Origin of the sequence: Bacillus sp. CH_70 (assembly GCF_038007045.1) — a bacterium.
GTDB classification, from domain to species: domain Bacteria; phylum Bacillota; class Bacilli; order Bacillales; family Bacillaceae_G; genus Bacillus_A; species Bacillus_A cereus.
In genome coordinates this window covers 2,651,331-2,674,996 of the sequence record NZ_JBBOWL010000001.1, presented here as the reverse complement: position 1 = coordinate 2,674,996, position 23,666 = coordinate 2,651,331, and the positions used below count along the sequence as shown (strand labels likewise).

Sequence of the window (23,666 nt, the reverse complement as noted above, 5' to 3'; positions counted from 1 at the left end):
CACTGAGAGATATAAGTATAAGAATAAAAGTTAACCAGTTAAATGTATTTTCAATTATGAAGTAAAGATGATAGATAAATATATTCAAATTGTATTTTAAAATGTTAGGACTTAGTTTTACATGTTAGTAATAATTTCACTGTTTCTGCACAACTTCTGCACATACTCAGGTAATTTCTATGTCATGATATATTCATAAAGTGAAATATTTCACAAGAAAAATATAATTTCACTGCGGTGTATGCATAATTAACACATACATCGGTACAAGTTTGTCTCTTGTTATTCTTTTACATCAAAGCCCACATTCCACTACAAAGTATAACAAGAAGGAGACATGAACATGAATAATCGATTTTTAAAACAACTACAAAATATGAAAATGAACAAAAAAAGTTTAGGAGCTGTAGCATTAACAGCTGGAATTATTAGTACGACACTTATTCCTCAAAATGCTTATGCGCACGGTTTTGTTGAAAAGCCTAGTAGCCGATCCGCTTTATGTAGTCCAACTTATGGTGCGCTAAATGTAAACTGTGGAAGTGTTATGTATGAACCACAAAGTTTAGAAGCTCCAAAAGGGTTCCCACAAGGTGGTCCAGTAGATGGACAAATTGCTTCAGCAGGCGGAAAATTTGGCGGTATTTTAGATCAACAAACAGCAAATCGTTGGTTTAAAAATACAATTACTGGTGGGGAAAATACATTTACTTGGAAGTATACTGCGCCTCACTTAACGAGTAAGTGGCATTACTATATTACTAAAAAAGGATGGAATCCAAATAAAGCGCTAACAAGAGCAGATTTCGAACCAATTGGAACTGTACAACATGATGGTTCTGCAGCTTCAAATAATTTAACTCATAAAATCAATATACCTACTGATCGTAGTGGATATCATGTGATTTTAGCAGTATGGGATGTAGCTGATACAGCAAATGCATTCTATAATGTAATTGATGTTAATCTTATTAATGATGTGAAACCAGACATAGAAGCGCCAAGTATTCCAAATGGACTTCAGACGCAAAAAGTAACAGCGAATAGTGTAGAACTAACATGGAACGCTTCTACGGATAATGTAGGGGTAAAAGGATATCAAATCTTCCGAAACGGAGAGATGATCGATACAGTACTAGGCACTCATTTTATTGATAAGAAATTACAACCAAGCACAGAATACTCTTATACTGTAAAAGCAATTGACTCAGCTGGAAATGTATCGAAAGAAAGTACAGCGCTTACAGTAAAAACAACAGATGAGATTCCTGATACAGAAGCACCAACACAACCAAAAGGATTACATAGTATGGGAACGACAGCGTCAAGTGTGGATTTAATGTGGAGTCCATCTGACGATAATATTGGTGTAGACCATTACGATATTTATAGAGAAACAGAAGGATCAATGAAAAAGATTGCAACATCCAATACAACTTCTTATATGGATAAAAATCTGCTCGCTAATACTACTTATAAATATGTAGTATTAGCTGTTGATGTAGCTGGAAATGAATCCGTACAGAGTGATATATTCACAATTACTACAAAAACCGAAAGCGCTTCATATGAAGCGTGGGATGCAAAAAAAGCATATAAAAAGGGAGATAGAGTTCTACACGAAGGAAAAGTATATGAAGCAGTCCAGAGTTATCAAGGAAATGGTGATCCGAACTGGATTTATGCATTATCATTATGGAAAACAGTGTAAGCTTTACCTAGATATGAACTAAGAGATGATGGGCTTTGATGAAAAAGGGAATCTTGAGAATTCACTTTTCTATTAATAAAAAAGGGTAGTGTATGAATACATAAGATTCATACACTACCCTTTTTATTATGATAACATTTTCGTCATAAGTATATGTGGAATGCCATCTTCCATAAATATATCAGAAGAAGTTTCATAACCTAATTTTTTATAAAATCCTTCAGCTTGTGTTTGCCCGTGTAGTTTCACTTTTGTAGCTTGTTCGTTACGAGCAATTTCTTCTAACGTTTGAATGATAACTTTACCTAATCCGTATGTACGATAATCTTTTAAAATGCAAATACGTTCTAATTTTCCGACGCCATCAACAAATCGTATACGCCCTGTACCTACAGGAAGCTCATTATAATAAACTAAAATATGTTTACATTGCTCTCCGATTTCATCGAATGTATCGAATTCATCTGCAAGAGGGACACCTTGTTCTTTTACAAATACTTCTTTTCGAATATGAAAGGCAGTTTCTAAATCAGCAAGTTCTGTTATAAGTTTGGATTGCAAAATGTTCAGTCCTTTCTAGTGTAATCAGCTTGTGTTTTCATAGTATATCATAATAAAGCGCTATTAAGAGAAGAACATACTAAAAAGCCAACTTTAAAAAGTTAGCTTTTATTACAATTCCTTTATCCCATTTTTAGCGCCGATAATTACTTTACTCGTCATACTTATAAACAACCCTGTTTCAACTACACCAGTAATCATTTTTAATTGAGTGTGTAAATGGGCAGGATTAGAAATAGGATTAGGGAATATACAATCGATAATCATGTTATTGTTATCGGTTATATAGGTTTCATTATTTTTCAAACGTAATGTTGTTTGACATCCTAAAGACTGAATTTTATTTTCGGTTTGTTTCCATGAAAAAGGGATGATTTCAATAGGTAATGGAAAAGTACCTAAATGTGTTACAAGTTTCGATTCATCAGCAATGATAATTAGTTCTTTAGAGGAAGAGGCAACGATTTTTTCACGAAGTAATGCACCGCCACCGCCTTTTATAAGTTGTAAATTTGAATCAATTTCATCCGCTCCATCAATTGTAAGATCAAGACTTTGTACGTCGTTTAACGAAATTAGGGGGATATTTAGTTGATGCGCTAATGCTTCAGTTTCCTTTGATGTCGGTACAGCTTGAAATGATAATCCTTCTTTTACACGCTCACCTAATTTTTGTATTGTCCAATATACAGTAGAACCTGTACCAAGCCCAATCTTCATGCCATCATTTACAAAGTTAGCGGCATATTCGCCAGCGAGCTGTTTTAAATTCATCGCTTTACTCCGCCGGACGCGGTCCAGCATCAAGACCTGAATTTTCAACTGTAAGTACCGGACGAACGACTATATCTTTATGTACACGCATTTGACAAGATAATCGTAAATGATCTTCAATCCCTTTTTCCGTCATTGCATGTTTCTCATTCGCACTCGCTTCACAGAAATCACCTGCTAGTATTTCTACTCTACAAGTTGTGCAACGTGCATTCCCGCCGCAACGATGAAGAATGTTGACACCGCTATCTCCAATTGCTAATACTAACTTCGTTCCTTCTTTTACATCAAATGTTCCCGCACCTTCAATTGTTAATTTTGGCAAATTTGTTCCTCCTCACGTAAAATTGTACATAACATATTTATGACCGCGAATTATTGAACATAAACATTATTTTTTTATATCCCCGTAACTTTTTTTAATGTTGAATCGTTTATTAAGTAAGCGCTGAAAAGGAGTGGTTATTTTGTGCACAAAAGTAACTCATGTTTTAAAGAACCGTATCGATATGAATCATTCAAATATAAACTTTTTAATTGAACAATATGGAGAGTTAAAAAGATACTGTACTTTTTTAACGAAAAACAAATGGGATGGGGAAGATCTCGCCCAAGAAACAGTGTGTAAAGTGCTTCAAAAATATAGAAATAAAGATATTTGTATGACACTCGTCTATAAAATAGCAAGAAATCGTTGGTTAGATCAGATGAAGTCTAAGTCTGTTCAGGAAAAAATAAGAGAACAAATCACTTTTGAAGAACCACATGAGAACATTGCAGATTTGCATGAAATGGTAGGGAAAGTATTGTCTTCATTAAATGTACAGCAATCCGCAATTTTATTATTAAAAGATGTTTTTCAATATAGTATCGCTGATATTGCTAAAGTGTGTTCTGTATCAGAAGGTGCAGTGAAAGCTTCTTTATTTCGGAGTAGAAATAGGCTGAAAACTGTAAGTGAAGAAGGGGTCGAGATAGTCGAATTCACAGATGATATGGAAGTTGTAGTAACGTCTATTCGAGAAGAGAGACCGGAATTATTAACGAAACTGCTTCCGTCAATAGATTTTACTAAGTTACCATCTAAACAGCCAGTCTTATTATTTAATGTGAAACAACCTTCTTCCTACAGTTGTATGCTTTGCGCAGCATAACAAGTATTGGAGGGATTTAAAATGAATGCAATTCCATATGTAGTAGAACAAACAAAATTAGGAGAACGTTCCTATGATATATATTCAAGGTTATTAAAAGACCGCATTATTATTATCGGTTCAGAAATTAATGATCAAGTAGCGAGTAGTGTCGTAGCTCAATTATTATTTTTAGAAGCAGAAGATGCAGAGAAAGATATATTCTTATACATCAATAGCCCCGGCGGTTCAACGACAGCAGGTTTTGCAATATTAGATACGATGAATTTAATTAAACCAGATGTGCAAACGCTGTGCATGGGCTTTGCGGCATCATTTGGTGCATTGCTATTATTATCTGGAGCAAAAGGAAAACGGTTTGCGCTCCCTAACAGTGAAATTATGATTCATCAGCCGCTTGGTGGTGCACAAGGGCAAGCAACAGAAATTGAAATAACTGCGAAAAGAATATTAAAGTTAAAGCATGATATTAATAAAATGATTGCAGAAAAAACAGGCCAACCGATTGAAAGAGTAGCACATGATACAGAAAGAGATTATTTTATGACTGCAGAAGAAGCGAAGGAATATGGGATTGTAGATGATGTTGTTACGAAAAAATAAGATGAAAAAGGCTAGAGGATATATTAATTCTCTAGCCTTTTTATTAATCCTTTACCCATTCATCAACTAATGCTTGATTTTTTTTAATCCATTTTCGCGCAGCTTCTTCAGGATCTTTTGTTTTATTTAACATGACCATTAACGTACCGAGCTGTTCATCGTTCATTTTCCATTTATCAAAGTATTTTATAACATCTGGGTGATCTTTTTCGAAACCTTTACGAACGGAGTAATAAATGTCATCTTTTTCACCATATACTTTCTTAGGGTCTTTTAAATATTTCAAGTCAAATTCTGAAAAACCCCAATGCGGATTCCAAAGCGTAACAGCGATTGGTTTCTTTTTTGTATATGCTTTCTTTAGTTCACTCATCATCGCAGCTTCAGAGGATTGGACAAGTTTTAGTTTTATATCATATTCTTTCATTGCTTTATTCGTTAAATTCATAAGACTACTACCGGGTTCGATACCGACAATTTTATTATCTAGTTCATCTTTATGAGCATTTAAATCTTCGATACTGTTTATGTTTTTCATATAAGAAGGGACGACTAAACCTAGTCCAGTACCTTCGTACCATTTTGATTTTAAGACAATATCATCTTTATAACGATCGTTTAGCGGTTTATCTGTAACTGGTAGCCATACTTCTAAATTCGCATCAACATCGCCACGAGCAACACCAGTCCAAATTGCGGCTTTTTCTAAATACATAAGCTCAACTTTGTAGCCTTTTTCTTCTAATAAAACTTTCCACATGTTTGCAGTTGCAATATTTTCTTTCCAACTTGTTACACCAAGTTTAATTTTTCCTTTCGAATTTGCATTTGTTGCATTACATGAAGTGAAAATCATAGTAATAAATAATGCAAGGCATATAAACCAAATTTTCTTTCGCATCGAAAACCTCCTAAGTAACGTTTGCCTTATAAAATAAATGTATAAGTAAGCATTCTTATTATGAACGGAAACGAGAATTTTAAAGAAATCTTATGAATGTCATTTTTATGTAATATTTCTTTGTAAAATCGCAACACTATGTGAATAGATGGGTAGAAAAGGAGTAGTGACATGGATAATACAAAGGTGCGTGTTGAAAACGTAACAAAAGTATTCGGGAAACATCCGCAAAAAGCCCTTTCCTTATTGAAAGAAGGAAAAAGTAAATCGGAAATTTTAAAGGAGACAGGAATGAACGTTGGTGTGAAAAAAGCAACGTTTGAAGTATACTCTGGAGAAATTTTCGTTATTATGGGTTTGTCTGGTAGCGGGAAATCTACGCTAGTTCGTATGTTAAATCAATTGATTAAACCAACCGCAGGTCATATATACATAGATGGTGAAGACATCGCAACGATGGGAAAAGAAGAGTTACGGAGAGTAAGAAGAACGAAAATGAGTATGGTATTTCAGAAGTTCGCTCTATTTCCGCATCGTACGGTTATACAAAATGTTGCATATGGGTTAGAAATACAAGGAGTTCCGGTTGAAGAGCGAGAGAAAAAAGCGTTAGAATCGCTACAGTTAGTAGGACTCGATCATCATAAAGATAATTATCCAAGTCAACTTAGTGGTGGTATGCAGCAGCGCGTTGGAATCGCAAGGGCGCTAACGAATAATCCAGATGTATTACTAATGGACGAGTCATTCAGTGCATTAGATCCACTTATTCGAAAAGAAATGCAAGATGAATTGTTAGAGTTGCAAGATAAAATGGAAAAAACGATTATATTTATTACGCATGATTTAGATGAAGCGCTTCGAATTGGAGATCGTATCGCATTAATGAAAGATGGAGAAATCGTTCAAATTGGAACGCCAGAAGAAATTATGATGAGCCCCGCTAATGAATTTGTAGAAAAGTTTGTTGCGGACGTGAATTTAGGAAAAGTAATTACGGCGGAGTCTATTTTAAAACGACCAGAAACTTTATTAATTGATCGTGGACCTCGTGTAGCCCTTCAAATTATGAGGAATGCTGGTGTTTCAACTGTATATGTTGTAAACAAAAAGTATGAGTTTTTAGGTATATTAACTGCGGATGATGCGAGTAAGGCAGTACAAAAACAGTGGCCGATTGCTGATTTATTACTTAATGATATTCCGCATGTGTATTTAGATACTTTACTGGAAGAGACGTATGCAAAAATGGCGGAGATGAAATATCCGTTACCAGTAATCGATGAGAAGAAAAGGCTAAGAGGAATTATTAAACGTGAAAGTGTCATTCAAGCTCTTGCAGGAAACATTGAGGAAGAGGTGAAAGACGATGAATAGTATACCGCGTATTCCATTAGGGGAATGGGTAGACTCATTTGTTGCAAGTTTATATGAGCACTTTGAAGGCTTATTCCGAGGATTCTCTTATATTATTGGTGGATTCGTTGATTTACTCACTAATTTTTTAATAATAATTCCTGCCATATTGATGATTATTATCTTATGTTTCCTCATTTGGTACACAACGAGAAAACTATCTTTAGTCATTTTTACGCTTATTGGATTATTATTTATTTTGAATATTAACTACTGGGCACAAACGATGCAAACATTGGCACTCGTACTTACGTCAGTTATTATTTCAATTATTGTCGGAATTCCAATTGGTATATTAGCATCTCAAAATGAACGTTTCTCAAAATTTTTAAAACCAACATTAGATTTTATGCAAACAATGCCTGCATTTGTATACCTTATTCCAGCGATCACATTTTTCGGAGTAGGTGTAGTACCTGGAATTATTGCATCAGTAATCTTTGCAATGCCACCCACAATTCGTTTTACTGACTTAGGAATTAGACAAGTTCCAGAAGATTTAATTGAAGCAGCGAATGCATTTGGATCCACTGCATCACAAAAACTATTTAAAGTACAATTACCACTTGCTACCGGAACGATTATGGCTGGTGTGAACCAAAGTATTATGCTTTCGTTATCGATGGTTGTAACAGCGTCACTTGTAGGAGCTCCTGGACTTGGAGTTGATGTATATCGCTCGGTAACACAAGTTAATATCGGAATGGGATTTGAAGCTGGATTAGCTATCGTAGTAATCGCAATTATATTAGACCGAATTACACAAGGGTTCCATACGAAAAGAAAATAATGACCAAAAAACACACTTTTATACTACAAAGTGTGTTTTTTATTGCATCCAGTTTACATACGAACGATAACAGAACCTCCAGCTGGTGCACAAACTTGGTTTTGCTGTTGTTCCATGGATTTAATTAATTGATTATTTTCTTCAATTAATGAGATTAATTTAGCTAACTGACTTTCAAGACTTGCGATGCGCTGCATCATATATTGTGAATCATGATGCAATGTATTCCTTAAAGGATGGGGGAATAAACATACTGTTGATTTATATTTGGATTCCAATGAGGATGCATTTGAATCGTTCCTCCTTCAATAAATTACGGATCTTTCTTATAGTAAATGCCTATATATATTTAATGGTTACTTGAAATTTTTTCATTATAAAAGGAGTATGTACAGAAAATGGAAAATATTATATATGAAGTTAAAGTGCATTTTTTGAAAAGATTCAAGCGAGATAGTGCGTATATTAATACATTTAAGTGAATGTATTTTGTTTAGGGAGAAATGATGGGAGGAGATGCAATTTTGGCTAAAAAAAAAAAAAGAAATGATGCTTTGGCAATAGGTGTCGGTATAGGGGTTGTAATCGGTGTATTTCAAGGGCACTTTACAAATAATTTAATAATCGGAATTGTGATTGGGATTATAATTGGGATTGCGTTTTTGAAGAAATAATGAGATGTAAATTCATTTCAAAAATTGTTGTATCAAAAGAATGAAAATTCGGAATACGAAACCTGTTTTTCCTTTTTTTGTGCTATTATATATGAAAAGGAAGGTGATGGATATGTCAACAAACAATCAAATAGAACAAAACTGTTTCATTTGCGAAAAACATAAAGGAAATATTATAGTTCCAGGTAGAGCTATTTACGAAGATGAACTCGTTTACGTTGGACATGTCTACTGGGATAGTGAAGAAACATACCTAGGTTATGTAATGATAGATATAAAAAGACATGTACCTGGACTTGCTGAACTAACAGATGAAGAAGCGAAAGCGTTCGGACTTATAACAAGTAGAGTAAGTAAAGCGCTAAAAGAAAGCGAAGGTGCAGAGCATATTTACACTTTTGTTTCAGGAAATGGTGTACCACATATGCATATGCACATTATTCCACGTTATCCCAATACACCAAAAGAATTTTGGTCACCAACCGAAGTAGCGAAATGGACTGGTGCACCATATGGTGATGAAGAGAAAATAAAAAAACTATGCGAAAGAATACGTAAGTATATGGTAAATGAGTATGCATACAACAAATAATACACAATATTCATGGGTTGGAAATATAGAAATGTGTTTAGGAGAAATTTCAGTTAAGCAATATGGTGATATTGTACTTGGTAAATATGGCGGGAATATAAGTGCTGGAGCGAAAAAGAATGAAGATGGTGCATTAGTTTGGTCAAATGGTGAATGGGAATTTGCAGCTATATTAGATGGACATAATAGTGCAGAAAGTGTTGATTTAGTAGTAAATACAATCGAAAAAGAATATGAAAATATAAGCGTAATTTTGAATGAACCAATTGATACAGTATTTCAGTCTGTTGAAAATCATATACTTACAATTTTTCAGTCATCTTCATTTAAGGAAAAGTGCAAAAGAATACAAGGTGAAACAGCTTGCTTACTATGTGTAAGAAAAGAAAATTATATATGGTGGCTTTCTATTGGTGATTGTTTAGTTTATGTATTTCACGAAGAGTTACATAAGTTAGGACAATATGCATTAAATCAACGTCATTTTTACGAATGGATTGGAAATGTAAACACATTTGATTTACCTGTTCCTTGTTATTCATCAGGTATTCGTGAATTACGTACTGGAAAGAACCGAATTGTAATGGTGACAGATGGAGTATTAGAATGCGGGGAACGCCGATATGAAACGCCAGTAAATCTGTATAATAATATGAATAGAAATAATAAAAAACTTGAAGAAAGTGTTCATCATGTATTAGAGCACGTTCATCATCAATTCGGACGCGATAGTGCGACTATAATTAGTTGGGACGTTGAAAATAAAGAGAGTGCTACGTATCCGAGTAATCAGCCGGAGAAAAGGTAAAGGAGGAGACATCACTGTTTTTAGTTAAAGTAATTTTATTAGTATTATGGATCATATTTGTAGTTATTTTGGAAAAAGTAGTGAGAAAAAAATTAAATATACCGAAACAAACTGCCTGGAATAGTAAATATGTAAACAACTTTCATAAATGGGGCACTAGGGCTCTTATTATTTCTTATATAATTGTTACGATGATATGTGCTACTTTAAATCCCGTTTATATTAGTAATTTACCCATTTTATTTTTAATAACTTTATACTGCTTTCAATCATTTATGGAGTGGAAATTTAATAAAGAATCGAGGGAATATGTCATTTCTTTAGGGACAGTTCCATTATTAATAATAACAGGAATTATGTTTAATCTCTTCTTTTATAGTTATTGGATTTAATCATATGTGGAATGAACGGAGTGACAAAATGAAAATACCTAAATTACGTGCTGAAGTAATGATTGTAAACGACGAACATTCAAAAGTACTAGTACAATGTGATGAGAATGAATCATTTTATCGTTTTACAGGTGGCTCTATTGAATTTGGTGAAACGTCAAAAGAAGCAATAATTCGAGAGTTAATAGAAGAATACGATTTGAAAGTTGATGTTCAAGAGTTAGCAATTGTAAATGAACATATTTTTGAGTGGGGCAACGAAAATGGTCATCATTGTACATTGATACATTGGGGGACTGTTGAAAAAATCATTACAAATGAAATAAGGCATAAAGAGCATGAGGATATTATATTAATTTGGAAAAGTCTAGAGGAATTACAGGAGAAGCCGACATATCCTGAAGGCATCATAAGTTATTTAGAAGGGGATAACCGTAATATAGTCCAATTTATTTCAAGTAATTAAATGAAATAATAGGAGGGGTGAAAATGGGAGCTTCTACTTTTTGGATTATAACTATTGTTTTTTGTATAGCTGTCTACTTTCTCGATAAGTTTTTAAGAAAAAAATTGAATATGCCCAAGGGTGGTTTTTGGGGATATAAGAAACATGTAAATAGTTTACATAAAAAATTGGAAATAGGACTACTTTTTATTTATTTAATAACTAGCTTTATATTTATCTTTAAATTTGAAAGTGTTAATATCGCTTATGTCATTTTTTCTTATTTAGGTGGGACGTTAATCTTAAGAGCATTGATGGAATGGAAGTATGATAAAGAATCGAAAGAATATATATTTTCGATAATTGGGGTATTCACGTTTATTTTTATGACTTCGATACTATTTTACTTCTTTCCACCTGCTGTATAATAAAAATTTGATAGTACAAATAATGAAATAACTAATAAGCAAGAAACCATTTACTACTAAATGGTTTCTTGTTTATTTAAGCATTTATTTTAGTTAATATAGATGTAATGAAATTAGTTTTATCCTCTGCATACTTATGTTTATCAGTAGGATTAGCTTGTGAAAGTTGAATCTTTAACTGTTCATACTGCATGCGTGCAGTTTTATTGTCTATTAAGTAATCACGAAATTGTAATTGTTCTATTAAATATGTATTCCCTTGTTCATACATATGAATTTGATGAGTTCTTGGTTCACCTTTATTAAAGTAGTATCTTTCGGGTAATACTTCTTTTCTATATTTATAGTTTAGTAGTTCTAACTTTTTAATACAATGTATACCGTCCGTATAATTTTCTAATTCAATTGCTATATCAATAATTGGCTTTGCACTTAAATATGGAATAGAAGTACTACCAATATGGTGTATCGCTAAAATATGTTCGCCAATTTGTTCCTCAATGATTTGTTTCTCTTTCATAAACTCAATTTCCCATTCTTCAGTCCACGGCACTAAAAACACTTCCCCATACGGTAAACCTAACATTTAATTAGCACCTCTTTCAAAATAGTTTTCAAAAAGTTTATTACATCTTCTTAAAGCTTCTCAAAACAAGGTATTCCCACAATCTCCAAGGAAGAATCTTCTTCGTAAAGATCATAAATTTTACACCTTTTCCAATAGGATATCGTAAAGTAGTACGCTTTTTTTCAGCAATTTCAACGATTTTATTAGCAACATCTATCGGATTACCAAATGTATCACTACCGCTATTAATATGTTTTTGTATTTTATCCATATATTCTTTGTAAGGAGATGTTGTATCAGATTGGTTTTCAGCTAGTTGTTTACCAACCTCCCATATATTTGTGTTGTAAGAACCAGGTTCAATTAAAGCGACATCTATTCCGAAAGGTTTTAATTCTAAGCGAAGCGATTCACTCCAGCCTTCTAATGCATATTTTGAAGATACATAAGGAGATAAACCAGGAAATCCAACTTGGCCGCTAATGCTGCTTATATTAATGATTTTTCCGCTTCTTTGTTCTCTCATATATGGTAAAACAAGCTGAGTGATTGATATAGCTCCAAAAAGGTTCGTTTCAAATTGCTTTCGATATTCGTCTACTGGGATTTCTTCTACAAAGCCCCCATTTGCATATCCTGCATTATTTATAAGGAGATCTATTCTATTAATTTCTTTTAAAAACAATTGGAAATTATGTATAGAATTTTGATCTGTTACATCTAATTGTTGAACTTTTATATTGTGCTGTAAGTTAAGTTGAGTAACTTGGGATAGTAAGGTTCCTTGTTTTTCAAGGTTTCGCATTGTAGCGATAACTAAATAATCTTTTTTTGCGAGTTCGAGTGTAGTTAATAGTCCAAATCCACTTGAGGCTCCAGTAATTATTGCGATTTTTTTATTCATTTTTCGCCAGCTTTCTTTTTCTTTTATCATAACGAGTTATGATAAGAAAATCTATTATTCTTACATTCAGTATGAAATGAATTTGTATGTAAAAAAGGAGATTATAGGGAATCAGCGTATATAGAGTAGTGTATATTAATATGATAATGAAATGAGGGAAGAAAAATGGTCCATGTAAAAGCTGTATTAGCAGATCAGCTATTAGCGAATGCAAATGATCCCAGTTGGTATATGCCATTTTCAGATGCAGTTAAGGATTTATCTGAGAGGGAAGCTTTCTGGAAACCGAATGAAGAGAGTAATAGTATAGCTGAAATCGTACAACATTTACTGTATTGGAACTCTACGTGGCAAACTAGGTATAAAGAATCAAATGTGAATGCAGTACCCGCTATAGGAGATAATAACAAAAGTTTTATGCTCTCAGATAATCAAACTTTCGATGAATTACGGGAAAAACTACTAGAAAAACTGTTACAATGGCAAAATCTCATAAATGAAGAAAAGGTTGAAAGTGATGTAGTGGGATTTCCTGTTTCTGCAAAGTGGTGGGAAGTGCTAGCGAATGTAACAACTCATAATGCATATCATATTGGTCAAATTATTTACATCCGAAAATTACAGAAGAGCTTTGATAATGAATAAAGTAACAATTCTCTTATTAAGGGAACAAAAGTGGACAAAACGAGACAAACGTCTCATTTTGTCCACTTTTTTATTGTTTAAAGATAGAGAAAACCTATTAAAACAAGGATTCGAAATTGGCACAATACTTGCAATATAAAAGACGAACAAGAAAATAGGAGGGCTGGACATGTTAAAAACAACTGAAAGTAAAGGGAATGAAATTACGAAAGAACAAGCTCGTTGGATGTACGAAAAAATGTTAGAAATTCGTAAGTTTGAAGATAAGGTGCATGAATTGTTCGCGCAAGGCGTTTTGCCAGGTTTCGTTCATTTATACGCAGGTGAAGAAGCGGTAGCAGTTGGTGTATGTGCCCACTTAACGGATAGTGACAGTATTACAAGTACACATAGAGGTCATGGACATTGTATCGCAAAAGGTTGTGATTTAAATGGTATGATGGCTGAACTTTTTGGGAAAGCGACAGGATTATGTAAAGGAAAAGGCGGTTCCATGCATATTGCCGATTTAGATAAAGGAATGCTAGGTGCGAATGGCATTGTAGGCGGCGGTTTCCCACTTGCTTGCGGTTCAGCATTAACAGCTAAATATAAAGGAACAAAAGATGTAAGTGTTTGCTTCTTCGGTGACGGAGCAAATAATGAAGGAACATTCCATGAAGGGGTTAATTTAGCGGCGATTTGGAAGTTACCAGTTATTTTTATTGCAGAAAATAACGGTTACGGTGAAGCAACTACATTTGAATATGCTTCAAGTTGTGATTCTATCGCTGATCGCGCAAAAGCTTATAATATTCCAGGTGTTCAAGTAGATGGAAAAGATCTTCTAGCTGTATATAAAGCTGCTGCAGAAGCAGTGGAACGTGCGCGTAATGGGGATGGTCCAACAATTATTGAATGTATGACATATCGTAATTATGGTCATTTCGAAGGTGAAGCGCAAACATATAAAACATCAGAAGAAAAAGAAGAACATTTAAATGAAAAAGATGCAATTGTGAATTTCCGTAAGCATTTAATTCATGAAGGTTTATTAACGGAATCTGAACTTGTTGATATGGAAAACGCAGTAGATGATGCAGTACAAAGATCCATTGAATTTAGTGAAAATAGTCCATACCCAGACGATGAAGAATTATTAAAAGATGTATACGTTTCTTACAAATAAGAGGAGGGTGAAAAATTATGACTAGAACAGTAAGTATGTCAACTGCAATTAATGAAGCGATGAAAATCTCAATGCGTCGTGATGAAAATGTAATTTTAATAGGTGAAGATGTTGCAGGCGGTGCACAAGTTGATCATCTGCAAGATGATGAAGCTTGGGGTGGTGTTCTTGGTGTTACGAAAGGACTTGTACAAGAGTTTGGCCGAAATCGTATATTGGATACACCAATTTCTGAAGCGGGTTATATGGGAGCTGCGATGGCAGCTGCTGCAACTGGGTTACGTCCGATTGCTGAGTTAATGTTTAATGATTTTATCGGTAGTTGTCTTGATCAAGTATTAAACCAAGGTGCGAAATTCCGTTATATGTTTGGAGGTAAAGCAAAAGTACCCGTTACAGTACGTACGATGCATGGCGCTGGTTTTAGTGCAGCAGCTCAACATTCACAAAGTTTGTACGCATTATTTACGAGCATACCAGGTATTAAAGTTGTTGTTCCTTCCACACCGTATGATGCAAAAGGCTTATTATTAGCGGCAATTGAAGATGATGATCCAGTAATCTTCTTTGAGGATAAAACACTTTACAATATGAAAGGTGAAGTGCCAGAAGGATACTATACAATTCCATTAGGAAAAGCAGATATTAAACGGGAAGGTTCTGATGTAACAATTGTCGCAATCGGAAAGCAAGTTCATACAGCGCTTGCAGCTGCAAAGCAATTATCGAAAAAGGGGCTTGAAGTAGAAGTAATTGATCCACGATCTTTATCACCACTTGATGAAGATACTATTTTATCATCTGTTGAAAAAACAAATCGTCTTATCGTCATTGACGAAGCGAATCCTAGATGTAGTATTGCAACAGATATTGCGGCAATTGTAGCGGATAAAGGTTTTGATTTGTTAGATGCACCTATTAAACGAATTACAGCACCACATACACCTGTTCCGTTCTCACCACCACTTGAAAAGTTGTATTTGCCAACACCAGAAAAAGTAATTGAAACTGTATCAGAAATGATCGGAGACCAATCTTTATTACATGTGTAATAAAACGATGAGAAGGGAGAGAGAGACATGGCTGTAGAAGTTGTAATGCCGAAGTTAGGTATGGCGATGAAAGAAGGTATTATTACGAGCTGGAATATTAAAGCAGGCGATAATGTAGCAAAAGGAGAACTAATTGCTAGTATTAATTCAGAAAAAATTGAAACGGAAATTGAAGCGCCAGCTGATGGTACGGTACTTGATATAGCTGTAAGTGAAGATGAAGGAGTGCCGCCTGGTACTGTAATTTGCTACATCGGTAAACCGAATGAAAAGGTAGAAATGCAGGAAAGCACACATGTTGTAGAAGAAAAAACATCTAATATAGAAGTACAAAATGTACAAAATCAAGAAGCAAATGGGAAAGAAGTATCGAAGCAAAGAATTAAAATTTCACCTGTAGCCAAGAAAATTGCAAAGTCTGAAAATCTGGATATCAAGGCATTAGTTGGTACAGGTCCTGGCGGAAGGATTACAAAGGCAGATGTATTAAAAGTACTTGAGGTAAGAGTAAACGTTCCGGAAATATCTGAACGAGAAGAAAGTAAAGCGATTCCTGTTACTGGTATGCGTAAAGCAATCGCAAATCGTATGCACGCAAGCTTACAAAATAGCGCACAATTAACGTTAACGATGAAAGTAGATGTAACAGATTTAGTTGCTTTACATAAAGAAATAGCGGAAGTTGTACAAAAAAGATATGATAATAAATTAACTATTACGGATTTCGTCTCGCATGCTGTTGTATTAGCACTTGGAGAGCATAAAGAAATGAACAGCGCTTATATAGATGATGCAATCCATCAATTTGAACATGTGCATTTAGGCATGGCAGTCGCATTAGAAAAAGGGTTAGTCGTTCCAGCTATTCGCTTTGCAAATAATTTATCTTTAGTAGAGTTGTCTAAAGAGATTAAGAATGTGGCACAAAAGGCACGAGCAGGTAGCTTAAGTAGTGATGATATGCACGGAACGACATTTACAATTAGTAATTTAGGTAGCTTTGGTATTGAATATTTCACACCGGTATTAAATACACCTGAAACTGGTATTTTAGGTGTAGGTGCAATTGAACATGTTCCTGTATTTAAAGGGAAAAAATTAAGAAAAGGAAGTATGTTACCTTTAAGTTTAACATTCGATCATCGTGTATTAGACGGTGCACCAGCAGCTGCATTTTTACGCACAATTAAACATTATTTAGAAGAACCTATAACAATTCTTTTATAAAGAGAAGGTGAGAGAATGAGTAAATTAGTTGTTATTGGGGGCGGACCTGCTGGCTATGTAGCAGCAATTACCGCGGCTCAAAATGGCAAAGATGTCACTCTTATTGATGAAGCTGACCTTGGCGGAACATGTTTAAATGTTGGGTGTATGCCGACGAAATCACTGTTAGAAAGTGCTGAAGTACATGACATTGTGAGAAAAGCGAATGATTATGGGGTTACGCTTAATACAGGAAGTATATCAATTGATTGGGATCAAATACAGGCGAGGAAATCACAAATCGTAATGCAACTCGTCCAAGGAATACAATATTTAATGAAGAAAAATAAAATTAAAGTTGTAAAAGGAAAAGCGAAATTCGAAACGGATCATCGTATGCGAGTTGTACAAGGAAATAAAGAAGAAGTAGTTGATGGAGAGAGCTTTATTATCGCAGCTGGTTCCGAACCTACAGAATTACCATTCGCTCCGTTTGATGGAAAATGGATTTTAAATAGTAGCCATGCTATGTCTCTTGAGAGTGTACCATCTTCATTGTTAATCGTTGGTGGTGGTGTAATAGGATGCGAGTTTGCAAGCATTTATAGTAGACTTGGCACAAAAGTATCGATAGTTGAAATGGCACCGCAATTAATACCTGGTGAAGATGAAGATATCGCGAATACTTTAAGAGAGAAATTAGAAAAAGATGGGGTGAAAATTTTTACGGGAGCATTTTTAAAAGGTTTAAATAACTATAAGAAGCAAGCTTCATTTGAATACGAGGGAATTACTCATGAAGTAACTCCAGAATTTGTTCTTGTTTCTGTAGGAAGAAAACCACGAGTGCAACAATTAGGATTAGAAAAGGCAGGGGTTCAGTTTTCAAATAAAGGGATTGCTGTGAATGAACATATGCAAACGAACGTATCGCATATTTACGCAGCTGGTGATGTGATCGGTGGAATTCAGCTTGCTCATGTTGCCTTCCATGAAGGAACGACAGCAGCATTACACGCAAGCGGAGAAGACGTGAAAGTAAATTATCACGCTGTGCCCCGTTGTATATACACAGCTCCAGAAATAGCTAGTGTCGGGTTAAGTGAAAAAGGTGCAAGAGAACAATATGGTGATATTCTCATCGGAGAATTTCCTTTTACAGCGAACGGAAAAGCTCTTATTTTAGGAGAACAAGTAGGTAAAGTAAAAGTCATTGTAGAACCTAAATACCAAGAAATTGTAGGGATTTCTATTATCGGTCCTCATGCAACTGAACTTATTGGTCAAGGAACCATAATGATTCATACAGAAGTTACCGCTGATATAATGAGAGATTATATTGCAGCACACCCTACTTTATCAGAAGCAATTCATGAAGCGTTAATGCAAGCGGTAGGACATGCTGTACATGCTTAAATGGAAATATAATAAACCACTATTCTCTAAACAAATAAGAGAATAGTGGTTTGATTTTTTATTAATAGAATATCCTATTATTTTTTAATTTCAATCGCTGAAGTAATATCGTTCCAATCAGGAGCTAAATTAGCAGTTTTACCATACCAATCAGCGTGTTTAAATATAACACCTTTTCCTAATCCTTGTGTAGAAGTATGCTCCCAAAGTGTCGTTGAATAACTTGCAGAAGGTGACGCTGTACTTACAGAAGAAATTCTGTCATTCCAGCTAGATGGTAAGTTTTTAAAGCCGCTGCTCCAGTAAATATATTGACCACCTTTATCTTTATGTTCGTAAAAATCAGTACTACCAGCACCGCTACCTAAAGGATTAATATTATTTTTAATTGCTTTTTTATCCTTTGCAATATACGCATCCAATGTTTCACGGCTAGTAAAACCATAAGCTAGCCAATCTCCATTTTCATTTTGCTCTGGTAATACCATAGTAATTTGGATATCTTTCTTATCCTGATCACTTAATTTTGCAAATGAATTAACATTTTGTTCATCCACTTTTAAATAATCAAATGACTTAATTGTGTTACTTTTTTCCTCAGCACTTACTGCACCTAGTCCTCCAGTTAATGCAAAACCTGCTACTAATGTCCCTGCTACTAATTTCTTCAACATATAACCATCCCTTTTTGTTTGAATTTTTGTACAGGTGAATCTTGTACAGCTAAAATGTATTCTAATTTTATACTTTTGTAAATATTCTGAAGTTTTAGAAATAATAGGCGGAATATTTACATTTTTACATTATTTCTTTAGAAAAAATGGTTATTGGAATGATATAATAAGTGGATGTATTGCTTTTACTGGATGTAAAGATATTTTAGGAGAGGTGTCATTGAAATATTTTACAAGAGAATGGTATAAAAAAATGCAAGTTTTAGAATTTATAAGTTTTATAGAGTCTATAAAAGAATGGTCGGAAATGGATATACAAAGTTTAAAGGAAGAAATAGAGGAAAGGAAAATAGATTTATTAAAATTCCTTCCTGAATCGATATACTCAATTATACAAAACATAACAATTAATTCAGAATACCCATCAGGTGAACTGAAAAAACTTATGCAAGAGTGGACAACAGATTATGAAAAAAGAATGGCACAATTAGATCAATCATACGTAGAATATTTTAATTCCATTGAGAAAAAACTTCCGTCAAATGTCGCTCAGTTACACAAGACATCACTACACGATAGTGTAATTAAAGTAATAAAGAGAGAATCAGAAGATACTTTGTCTATCGTATTAGATTGCAGTGGTACTTTTAGTGAATTTGATAAACTTGAAGTAACCTTTATAGGAGTAACACAGTGTTCTATGCCGGAAAACTTTGAAAATGCTTGGTGGTTATATCATGAAATAGCTCTTACTGAAGATGGTTTTGAACTTGGCGTTTTATTTGACTCTCCGTTTAGAGAAGTGACGATTTGCGCAGCAGATGTATTACTTGTGAAGAAATAATGTTGTATGGAGTATTACAAACGTTTGACATAATAAAAAAATAAAGTTATTGTAGATACATGAAGTCTACAATAGGAGCTGTACTATGAAATATTCTAAAGCTACAAATTATGCTCTTCATACAATGCTTTTTCTGGCAAAGGCCACACCAAATAAGTTAGTTAGTGTTCACCAATTAGCAGAAATGCAAAATGTTTCACCAACGTACTTGTCTAAAATACTAACTAAGTTGACGAAGGAAGGGATGATACACTCATCATCTGGTCCAAAGGGCGGTTACTCGCTTAGTAAGAATTGGGAAGATATTTCATTTTTAGATATTATACATGCAATTGAAGGCAAAACATCATTGTTTGACTGTTGTTTACATGACAAACCTGGATGTTTAATTAATGAGGCAATGCTCGCAGCAGAAGAGAAAATGGAAGAAGAGTTAAGAAATCAAAAAATCGTAGATCTTGCGAAAAAAATAAAAGTGGATTTTTAATCTGCTTTTATTTTTAAATTAATTAAGGATAAAAAGGCTCTTTAATATCTTTGATTGTAGTTAGAAAATGATATGAAGAAGGAGAGAAGATGATGAATAATTTTTGGAATGATCGATATAAATCAGATGAATATTTTTACGGGGAAGAACCTAATACATTTATTAAAGAACAAGCATTTCGTTTAGCAAATCACAATAAAGTAATAGCATTTGCGGAGGGAGAAGGTAGAAATGCTGTATTTCTAGCAAGACAAGGGAACGAAGTAACAGCTATTGATTATTCGGAAGATGGATTAGAAAAGACAAAAAAATTGGCAGAGAAGCATAACGTAAACGTGCATACAAAAAAAGTAGATTTATTAGCTGATAGTTTGCCAGAAAATGAATATGATGCGGCAATTATGGTATTTGGACATTTTCATGATGATTATAAAAAAATGATATTAGATAAAATGATACAAACGATAAAACCTGGTGGATTAATTATGTTTGAAGTTTACTCAAAAAAACAAATAAACAATTGTACTGGTGGACCAAAAGATGTTGATATGCTGTATGATCCAATTGATATCCTTACTTGGTGTGAAGAACATAAGATAATTCATTTCTTTAATGGAGAACAAGAGCGAGTTGAAGGGAAAGGGCACACTGGTTTAGCTGATGTTATTCAAGTTGTTATTAGAAAATTAATATAAGTGTTAAATGTATGAATGTAAAAAGACCAGTCGTATAAGACTGGTCTTTCTATTTAGATACTAAATTATCAAGCTTCCAATATGTATTTGTTAACGGCGCAGCTTTGCTATCTATGTATAAATACATATTATTTAAATCTTTTGGTGAAGTTTTCAGTTCAAATATAACGTCAGTAGTTAAAGAGAATTCGTGTGGAACATTTTTATAGTGCTCGTCATCTATCGGATGAGCTTCACCTTCATATTTCTCACCAGTTTTTTCATCTTGTATGAAATATTTTATTTCCGAAAGATCAATAGTTTGTCCATCGTCTCGAACATTATTAATCATAACACGAGTAGTAAGGCGCCGCTCTTTGTCTATTTTTTCAAACTTTGCATTCTCAACTGTCGCTCTATAGTATTCATTTTTAACTATTTCTCCATAGTGCATTGCATTCTTTTCGAGAGCGCTCTTTTCTTGTTTTGATGTAGTATTGCTATTACATCCTGTTAATATTCCTGTAAATAATAATGCTGTACAAGTTACTTTAATTAAAGAGTTCATAGTAATTCCTTTCTGTATTAAAAAGTAAAACATAGGATTAATTTTACAACAATAAGGAAATAAGTAGAAGCCTTTTAGTAAAATATGCAAATGTACATTTATTCGGTATTTGAGTTAATAAAATGGAAAAAGGGGGGAAACCTGCATAAAAACGGAAGGAAAAGGATTGAAAATATTGTGAAACGGAAGAAACGTGCATATAATTAACATAAAGTTTAAATTTCTGAATCTTCAATAACGGTGGTGATAACATGTTTACTGAAGAACGTCGAGAGAGAATCTTAGAACTACTTAATACAGATGGAAGAGTAATCGCAAAGGAACTTGCGGAAAGATTTGATATGTCTATTGATTCTATAAGAAGAGATTTGTCTATTATGGAGAAGGAAGGTTTATTAAAAAGAACGCACGGAGGTGCAATTGAACTTACGCGAGTGAGAAACTTAGCTGCGGAACCAACTAAACGTTATAGTGATAGTTCAATATATGAGGACACAATCGCAAGAGTTGCAGCATCTTATATACAAGAAGGTGATTCGATTTTTATTGGTGGGGCTTCCGTTCATAATGCGATGCTGAAATATTTACCGGAAATATCATTTACGGTTATTACGAATTCTATAGAAATAGCTGGTTATCTACGAGAATATAAGAATATTGATACGTATTTAATTGGCGGAAAAGTAAAACCTTCAGGGAATATTACTGATACACTTGCTTCTGAATTGATAAGTAGATTTTCTATTGATCTTTATTTCTCTACAGGTGGAGGCATTTCATTACAAGGTATTAGTACTGCAACACCTGAAGTTGCTTATTTTAGTAAAAGAGTAAGTGAAATTGCTAGAAAAAATATTTGTTTAGCCCCGCATAATAAACTTGGAATAGATTGTTTTATAAGAGGAGAGTCTCTAAAAGAAATTGACCTTATTATAACTGACGAAGAGGCTAGTAAAGAAACTGTTCAGGAATTTGAGAAACAAGGTAAACAAGTTGTAATAGCGCCATTATATTCATTTGAAAGGAGTTTGACATGATTGTAAAAGAGCAAGAGTTTCATATAAATGGATTAACTTATACAATTCGTTCTGCAGCTGAGAAAGATGCTGACCAGTTATCGAAAATTAGAGTTCAGATTGATGGAGAAACTGAAAATATGGATAGAGATGCTGGAGAGGGATTTATAGATAATCTAGGATTTCAAAAAATAATAAAAACAGATAGTGAAGAGACGAAGAATCTCTTTTTAGTTGCAGAAGTGCACAATCGAATCGTTGGATTTTCAAGGTGTGAAGGATCAAATTTTAAGAGATTATCTCATAAAGTGGAGTTTGGCGTTTGCATTTTAAAAGAGTTTTGGGGATATAAAATGGGTAAGAGCCTATTACAACAATCTATTAAATGGGCTGACGAAAATGCAGTAAATAAAATATCTTTACAAGTATTAGAGACAAACGAGAAAGCTATTCATCTTTATAAAAAATTAGGTTTTGAAGTAGAAGGCGTTTTGAAAAATGACAAAAGACTATCGGACGGAAAGTATTATAATACGGTAGTGATGGGAAGGTTTACTGATACTTTTCATAAAAGAGGTGAAGAAGTATGTTTTACAGAAGGAAGTACTATGTAGTGAAAAATGAATTCATAGAAGTATTTAATGATCATTTCAATAACACGAACTTACCTAATCAATTAAAGCATGGTTCTAAGCTAATAGGACGCTGGATGAAAGATAATAAGAATGGTACGTCTGAAGTATTTGCTATATGGGAATATGATAGTTATGAACAGTATAAAGAAATAGAATCGAAAATTAGAAGTGACGAGAGGCATATTAGAAGAATACATGAATGGTATGAAAACCATGGCGGGAAAGAATATGTTTTACAGGAGTACATAGTAGAGATGAAAAATGAAGAGTTAGTATGTACTGTAAAGTAATAGAGGGGTGAGGGATAATAGGAATGAAAACAAAATTATATTTTAGTTTAGCATCCACTATTTTATTTGCAATAGCCGTGATTGTTTTCTTTATAAACGGTAATCCACAAAAGTGGTTTTGGTTATGTATTTTCTTTGCTTCCATTATACAAAATATAGTGCTACTAAAAAAGAATAAAGAAGTGCATTAAGATATTCAAATTATTAACATATCTGTGTCGTCTTTCTAGTTTTATTGAAAACGCTTTTATTCAGTTTTATAATAAAAGT

General features: G+C 33.8%; 31 protein-coding genes and 1 pseudogene. 23 read left to right on the top strand and 9 right to left on the bottom strand.

Annotated elements, in window-relative coordinates; genetic code table 11:
- Positions 1 to 343 precede the first annotated feature (343 nt).
- A complete protein-coding gene (locus N2V79_RS13565; RefSeq protein WP_242806278.1) occupies positions 344 to 1,711 on the top strand; it encodes a lytic polysaccharide monooxygenase in 1,368 nt (455 codons plus the stop codon).
- 126 nt (positions 1,712 to 1,837) lie between these two features.
- On the opposite strand, the gene N2V79_RS13560 is transcribed toward N2V79_RS13565, so the two are convergent.
- The 3 genes from N2V79_RS13560 to N2V79_RS13550 form a co-directional block, all read right to left on the bottom strand.
- Positions 1,838 to 2,272, bottom strand: coding sequence for a GNAT family N-acetyltransferase (locus tag N2V79_RS13560; protein WP_001190868.1), 435 nt, complete (start codon positions 2,270 to 2,272; stop codon positions 1,838 to 1,840).
- A gap of 111 nt (positions 2,273 to 2,383) precedes the next feature.
- Positions 2,384 to 3,046, bottom strand: coding sequence for a ribose 5-phosphate isomerase A (gene rpiA, locus N2V79_RS13555; RefSeq protein ID WP_242806279.1), 663 nt, complete (start codon positions 3,044 to 3,046; stop codon positions 2,384 to 2,386).
- Between the two features lie 4 nt (positions 3,047 to 3,050).
- Complete coding sequence (locus N2V79_RS13550; RefSeq protein ID WP_242806280.1) at positions 3,051 to 3,371, bottom strand: 2Fe-2S iron-sulfur cluster-binding protein; 321 nt, start codon at positions 3,369 to 3,371, stop codon at positions 3,051 to 3,053.
- Between the two features lie 142 nt (positions 3,372 to 3,513).
- Here N2V79_RS13550 and N2V79_RS13545 point away from each other — a divergent pair, with 142 nt between their 5' ends.
- Both N2V79_RS13545 and clpP read left to right on the top strand, forming a co-directional pair.
- Positions 3,514 to 4,200 (top strand): RNA polymerase subunit sigma-70, encoded by a 687-nt coding sequence (locus N2V79_RS13545; protein ID WP_097997457.1) that lies wholly within the window; start codon positions 3,514 to 3,516, stop codon positions 4,198 to 4,200.
- 21 nt (positions 4,201 to 4,221) lie between these two features.
- Positions 4,222 to 4,803 (top strand): ATP-dependent Clp endopeptidase proteolytic subunit ClpP, encoded by a 582-nt coding sequence (clpP, locus tag N2V79_RS13540; protein ID WP_000991612.1) that lies wholly within the window; start codon positions 4,222 to 4,224, stop codon positions 4,801 to 4,803.
- A 43-nt stretch (positions 4,804 to 4,846) separates the two neighbouring features.
- Here clpP and N2V79_RS13535 read toward each other — a convergent pair whose 3' ends face one another.
- Complete coding sequence (locus tag N2V79_RS13535) at positions 4,847 to 5,704, bottom strand: glycine betaine ABC transporter substrate-binding protein (RefSeq protein WP_001227615.1); 858 nt, start codon at positions 5,702 to 5,704, stop codon at positions 4,847 to 4,849.
- A 171-nt stretch (positions 5,705 to 5,875) separates the two neighbouring features.
- Here N2V79_RS13535 and N2V79_RS13530 point away from each other — a divergent pair, with 171 nt between their 5' ends.
- Positions 5,876 to 7,081 (top strand): quaternary amine ABC transporter ATP-binding protein, encoded by a 1,206-nt coding sequence (locus tag N2V79_RS13530; protein ID WP_000370603.1) that lies wholly within the window; start codon positions 5,876 to 5,878, stop codon positions 7,079 to 7,081.
- Positions 7,074 to 7,910 carry an ABC transporter permease gene (locus tag N2V79_RS13525; RefSeq protein WP_001084752.1) on the top strand — a complete coding sequence of 279 codons (837 nt, stop codon included), beginning with the start codon at positions 7,074 to 7,076 and terminating at the stop codon, positions 7,908 to 7,910. Before N2V79_RS13530 ends, N2V79_RS13525 begins: the two co-directional genes overlap by 8 nt.
- Before the next feature lie 53 nt (positions 7,911 to 7,963).
- Here the strand turns inward: N2V79_RS13525 and N2V79_RS13520 are convergent.
- Positions 7,964 to 8,199: pseudogene (locus N2V79_RS13520) on the bottom strand (hypothetical protein).
- Positions 8,200 to 8,416: 217 nt separating this feature from the next.
- Between N2V79_RS13520 and N2V79_RS13515 the strand changes: the two are divergent.
- The 6 genes from N2V79_RS13515 to N2V79_RS13490 all read left to right on the top strand — a co-directional run bounded on the left by N2V79_RS13515 (position 8,417) and on the right by N2V79_RS13490 (position 11,249).
- Positions 8,417 to 8,584 (top strand): septum formation initiator, encoded by a 168-nt coding sequence (locus tag N2V79_RS13515; protein ID WP_242806281.1) that lies wholly within the window; start codon positions 8,417 to 8,419, stop codon positions 8,582 to 8,584.
- Between the two features lie 91 nt (positions 8,585 to 8,675).
- The gene (locus N2V79_RS13510) at positions 8,676 to 9,176 is read left to right on the top strand and encodes an HIT family protein (RefSeq protein WP_242806282.1); all 501 of its coding nucleotides are present in this window, start codon (positions 8,676 to 8,678) and stop codon (positions 9,174 to 9,176) included.
- The gene (locus N2V79_RS13505; RefSeq protein ID WP_197242660.1) at positions 9,160 to 9,984 is read left to right on the top strand and encodes a PP2C family serine/threonine-protein phosphatase; all 825 of its coding nucleotides are present in this window, start codon (positions 9,160 to 9,162) and stop codon (positions 9,982 to 9,984) included. Before N2V79_RS13510 ends, N2V79_RS13505 begins: the two co-directional genes overlap by 17 nt.
- A gap of 68 nt (positions 9,985 to 10,052) precedes the next feature.
- Positions 10,053 to 10,376 (top strand): DUF4181 domain-containing protein, encoded by a 324-nt coding sequence (locus tag N2V79_RS13500; protein ID WP_003274417.1) that lies wholly within the window; start codon positions 10,053 to 10,055, stop codon positions 10,374 to 10,376.
- A 4-nt stretch (positions 10,377 to 10,380) separates the two neighbouring features.
- On the top strand, positions 10,381 to 10,842 hold the full coding sequence (locus N2V79_RS13495; protein ID WP_445661888.1) for an NUDIX domain-containing protein: 462 nt from the start codon (positions 10,381 to 10,383) through the stop codon (positions 10,840 to 10,842).
- A 23-nt stretch (positions 10,843 to 10,865) separates the two neighbouring features.
- On the top strand, positions 10,866 to 11,249 hold the full coding sequence (locus N2V79_RS13490; RefSeq protein WP_242806285.1) for a DUF4181 domain-containing protein: 384 nt from the start codon (positions 10,866 to 10,868) through the stop codon (positions 11,247 to 11,249).
- A gap of 76 nt (positions 11,250 to 11,325) precedes the next feature.
- Here the strand turns inward: N2V79_RS13490 and N2V79_RS13485 are convergent, their stop codons facing one another.
- Both N2V79_RS13485 and N2V79_RS13480 read right to left on the bottom strand, forming a co-directional pair.
- A complete protein-coding gene (locus N2V79_RS13485; protein ID WP_000901177.1) occupies positions 11,326 to 11,835 on the bottom strand; it encodes a GrpB family protein in 510 nt (169 codons plus the stop codon).
- 40 nt (positions 11,836 to 11,875) lie between these two features.
- Complete coding sequence (locus N2V79_RS13480) at positions 11,876 to 12,721, bottom strand: oxidoreductase (protein WP_001034792.1); 846 nt, start codon at positions 12,719 to 12,721, stop codon at positions 11,876 to 11,878.
- 165 nt (positions 12,722 to 12,886) lie between these two features.
- Here N2V79_RS13480 and N2V79_RS13475 point away from each other — a divergent pair, with 165 nt between their 5' ends.
- The 6 genes from N2V79_RS13475 to lpdA are packed head-to-tail and all read left to right on the top strand — an operon-like array spanning position 12,887 to position 18,208.
- Entirely contained in the window at positions 12,887 to 13,366 is a 480-nt protein-coding gene (locus N2V79_RS13475; RefSeq protein ID WP_000233778.1) for a DinB family protein, read from the top strand.
- Positions 13,359 to 13,505, top strand: a complete 147-nt coding sequence (locus N2V79_RS13470) for a hypothetical protein (RefSeq protein WP_001045412.1) — start codon at positions 13,359 to 13,361, stop codon at positions 13,503 to 13,505. Before N2V79_RS13475 ends, N2V79_RS13470 begins: the two co-directional genes overlap by 8 nt.
- Before the next feature lie 30 nt (positions 13,506 to 13,535).
- Complete coding sequence (gene acoA, locus N2V79_RS13465) at positions 13,536 to 14,534, top strand: acetoin:2,6-dichlorophenolindophenol oxidoreductase subunit alpha (protein ID WP_069355732.1); 999 nt, start codon at positions 13,536 to 13,538, stop codon at positions 14,532 to 14,534.
- Between the two features lie 17 nt (positions 14,535 to 14,551).
- Positions 14,552 to 15,586: an acetoin:2,6-dichlorophenolindophenol oxidoreductase subunit beta gene (acoB, locus tag N2V79_RS13460; protein WP_000198898.1), complete on the top strand. Its 1,035-nt coding sequence runs from the start codon at positions 14,552 to 14,554 to the stop codon at positions 15,584 to 15,586.
- A 27-nt stretch (positions 15,587 to 15,613) separates the two neighbouring features.
- Positions 15,614 to 16,813 carry a dihydrolipoamide acetyltransferase family protein gene (locus N2V79_RS13455; protein WP_000257775.1) on the top strand — a complete coding sequence of 400 codons (1,200 nt, stop codon included), beginning with the start codon at positions 15,614 to 15,616 and terminating at the stop codon, positions 16,811 to 16,813.
- A 15-nt stretch (positions 16,814 to 16,828) separates the two neighbouring features.
- Positions 16,829 to 18,208, top strand: coding sequence for a dihydrolipoyl dehydrogenase (gene lpdA / locus N2V79_RS13450; protein ID WP_242806287.1), 1,380 nt, complete (start codon positions 16,829 to 16,831; stop codon positions 18,206 to 18,208).
- Positions 18,209 to 18,285: 77 nt separating this feature from the next.
- Here the strand turns inward: lpdA and N2V79_RS13445 are convergent, their stop codons facing one another.
- On the bottom strand, positions 18,286 to 18,882 hold the full coding sequence (locus N2V79_RS13445) for a hypothetical protein (RefSeq protein WP_098139586.1): 597 nt from the start codon (positions 18,880 to 18,882) through the stop codon (positions 18,286 to 18,288).
- Positions 18,883 to 19,102: 220 nt separating this feature from the next.
- Here N2V79_RS13445 and N2V79_RS13440 point away from each other — a divergent pair, with 220 nt between their 5' ends.
- From N2V79_RS13440 to N2V79_RS13430, 3 genes are all read left to right on the top strand, one after another.
- Positions 19,103 to 19,726 (top strand): DUF4085 domain-containing protein, encoded by a 624-nt coding sequence (locus N2V79_RS13440; protein ID WP_063547502.1) that lies wholly within the window; start codon positions 19,103 to 19,105, stop codon positions 19,724 to 19,726.
- 85 nt (positions 19,727 to 19,811) lie between these two features.
- Positions 19,812 to 20,213 (top strand): Rrf2 family transcriptional regulator, encoded by a 402-nt coding sequence (locus tag N2V79_RS13435; protein ID WP_000877649.1) that lies wholly within the window; start codon positions 19,812 to 19,814, stop codon positions 20,211 to 20,213.
- 89 nt (positions 20,214 to 20,302) lie between these two features.
- A complete protein-coding gene (locus N2V79_RS13430; protein WP_069355728.1) occupies positions 20,303 to 20,908 on the top strand; it encodes a class I SAM-dependent methyltransferase in 606 nt (201 codons plus the stop codon).
- Positions 20,909 to 20,957: 49 nt separating this feature from the next.
- On the opposite strand, the gene N2V79_RS13425 is transcribed toward N2V79_RS13430, so the two are convergent.
- Positions 20,958 to 21,455, bottom strand: a complete 498-nt coding sequence (locus N2V79_RS13425; protein ID WP_075718739.1) for a hypothetical protein — start codon at positions 21,453 to 21,455, stop codon at positions 20,958 to 20,960.
- A 251-nt stretch (positions 21,456 to 21,706) separates the two neighbouring features.
- Between N2V79_RS13425 and N2V79_RS13420 the strand changes: the two genes are divergently transcribed.
- The 3 genes from N2V79_RS13420 to N2V79_RS13410 are packed head-to-tail and all read left to right on the top strand — an operon-like array spanning position 21,707 to position 23,396.
- Entirely contained in the window at positions 21,707 to 22,492 is a 786-nt protein-coding gene (locus N2V79_RS13420; protein ID WP_340719961.1) for a DeoR/GlpR family DNA-binding transcription regulator, read from the top strand.
- On the top strand, positions 22,489 to 23,085 hold the full coding sequence (locus N2V79_RS13415) for a GNAT family N-acetyltransferase (protein ID WP_000635672.1): 597 nt from the start codon (positions 22,489 to 22,491) through the stop codon (positions 23,083 to 23,085). The genes N2V79_RS13420 and N2V79_RS13415 overlap by 4 nt, the downstream gene beginning before the upstream one ends.
- A complete protein-coding gene (locus N2V79_RS13410; protein WP_000499988.1) occupies positions 23,058 to 23,396 on the top strand; it encodes an NIPSNAP family protein in 339 nt (112 codons plus the stop codon). The genes N2V79_RS13415 and N2V79_RS13410 overlap by 28 nt, the downstream gene beginning before the upstream one ends.
- Positions 23,397 to 23,666 lie beyond the last annotated feature (270 nt).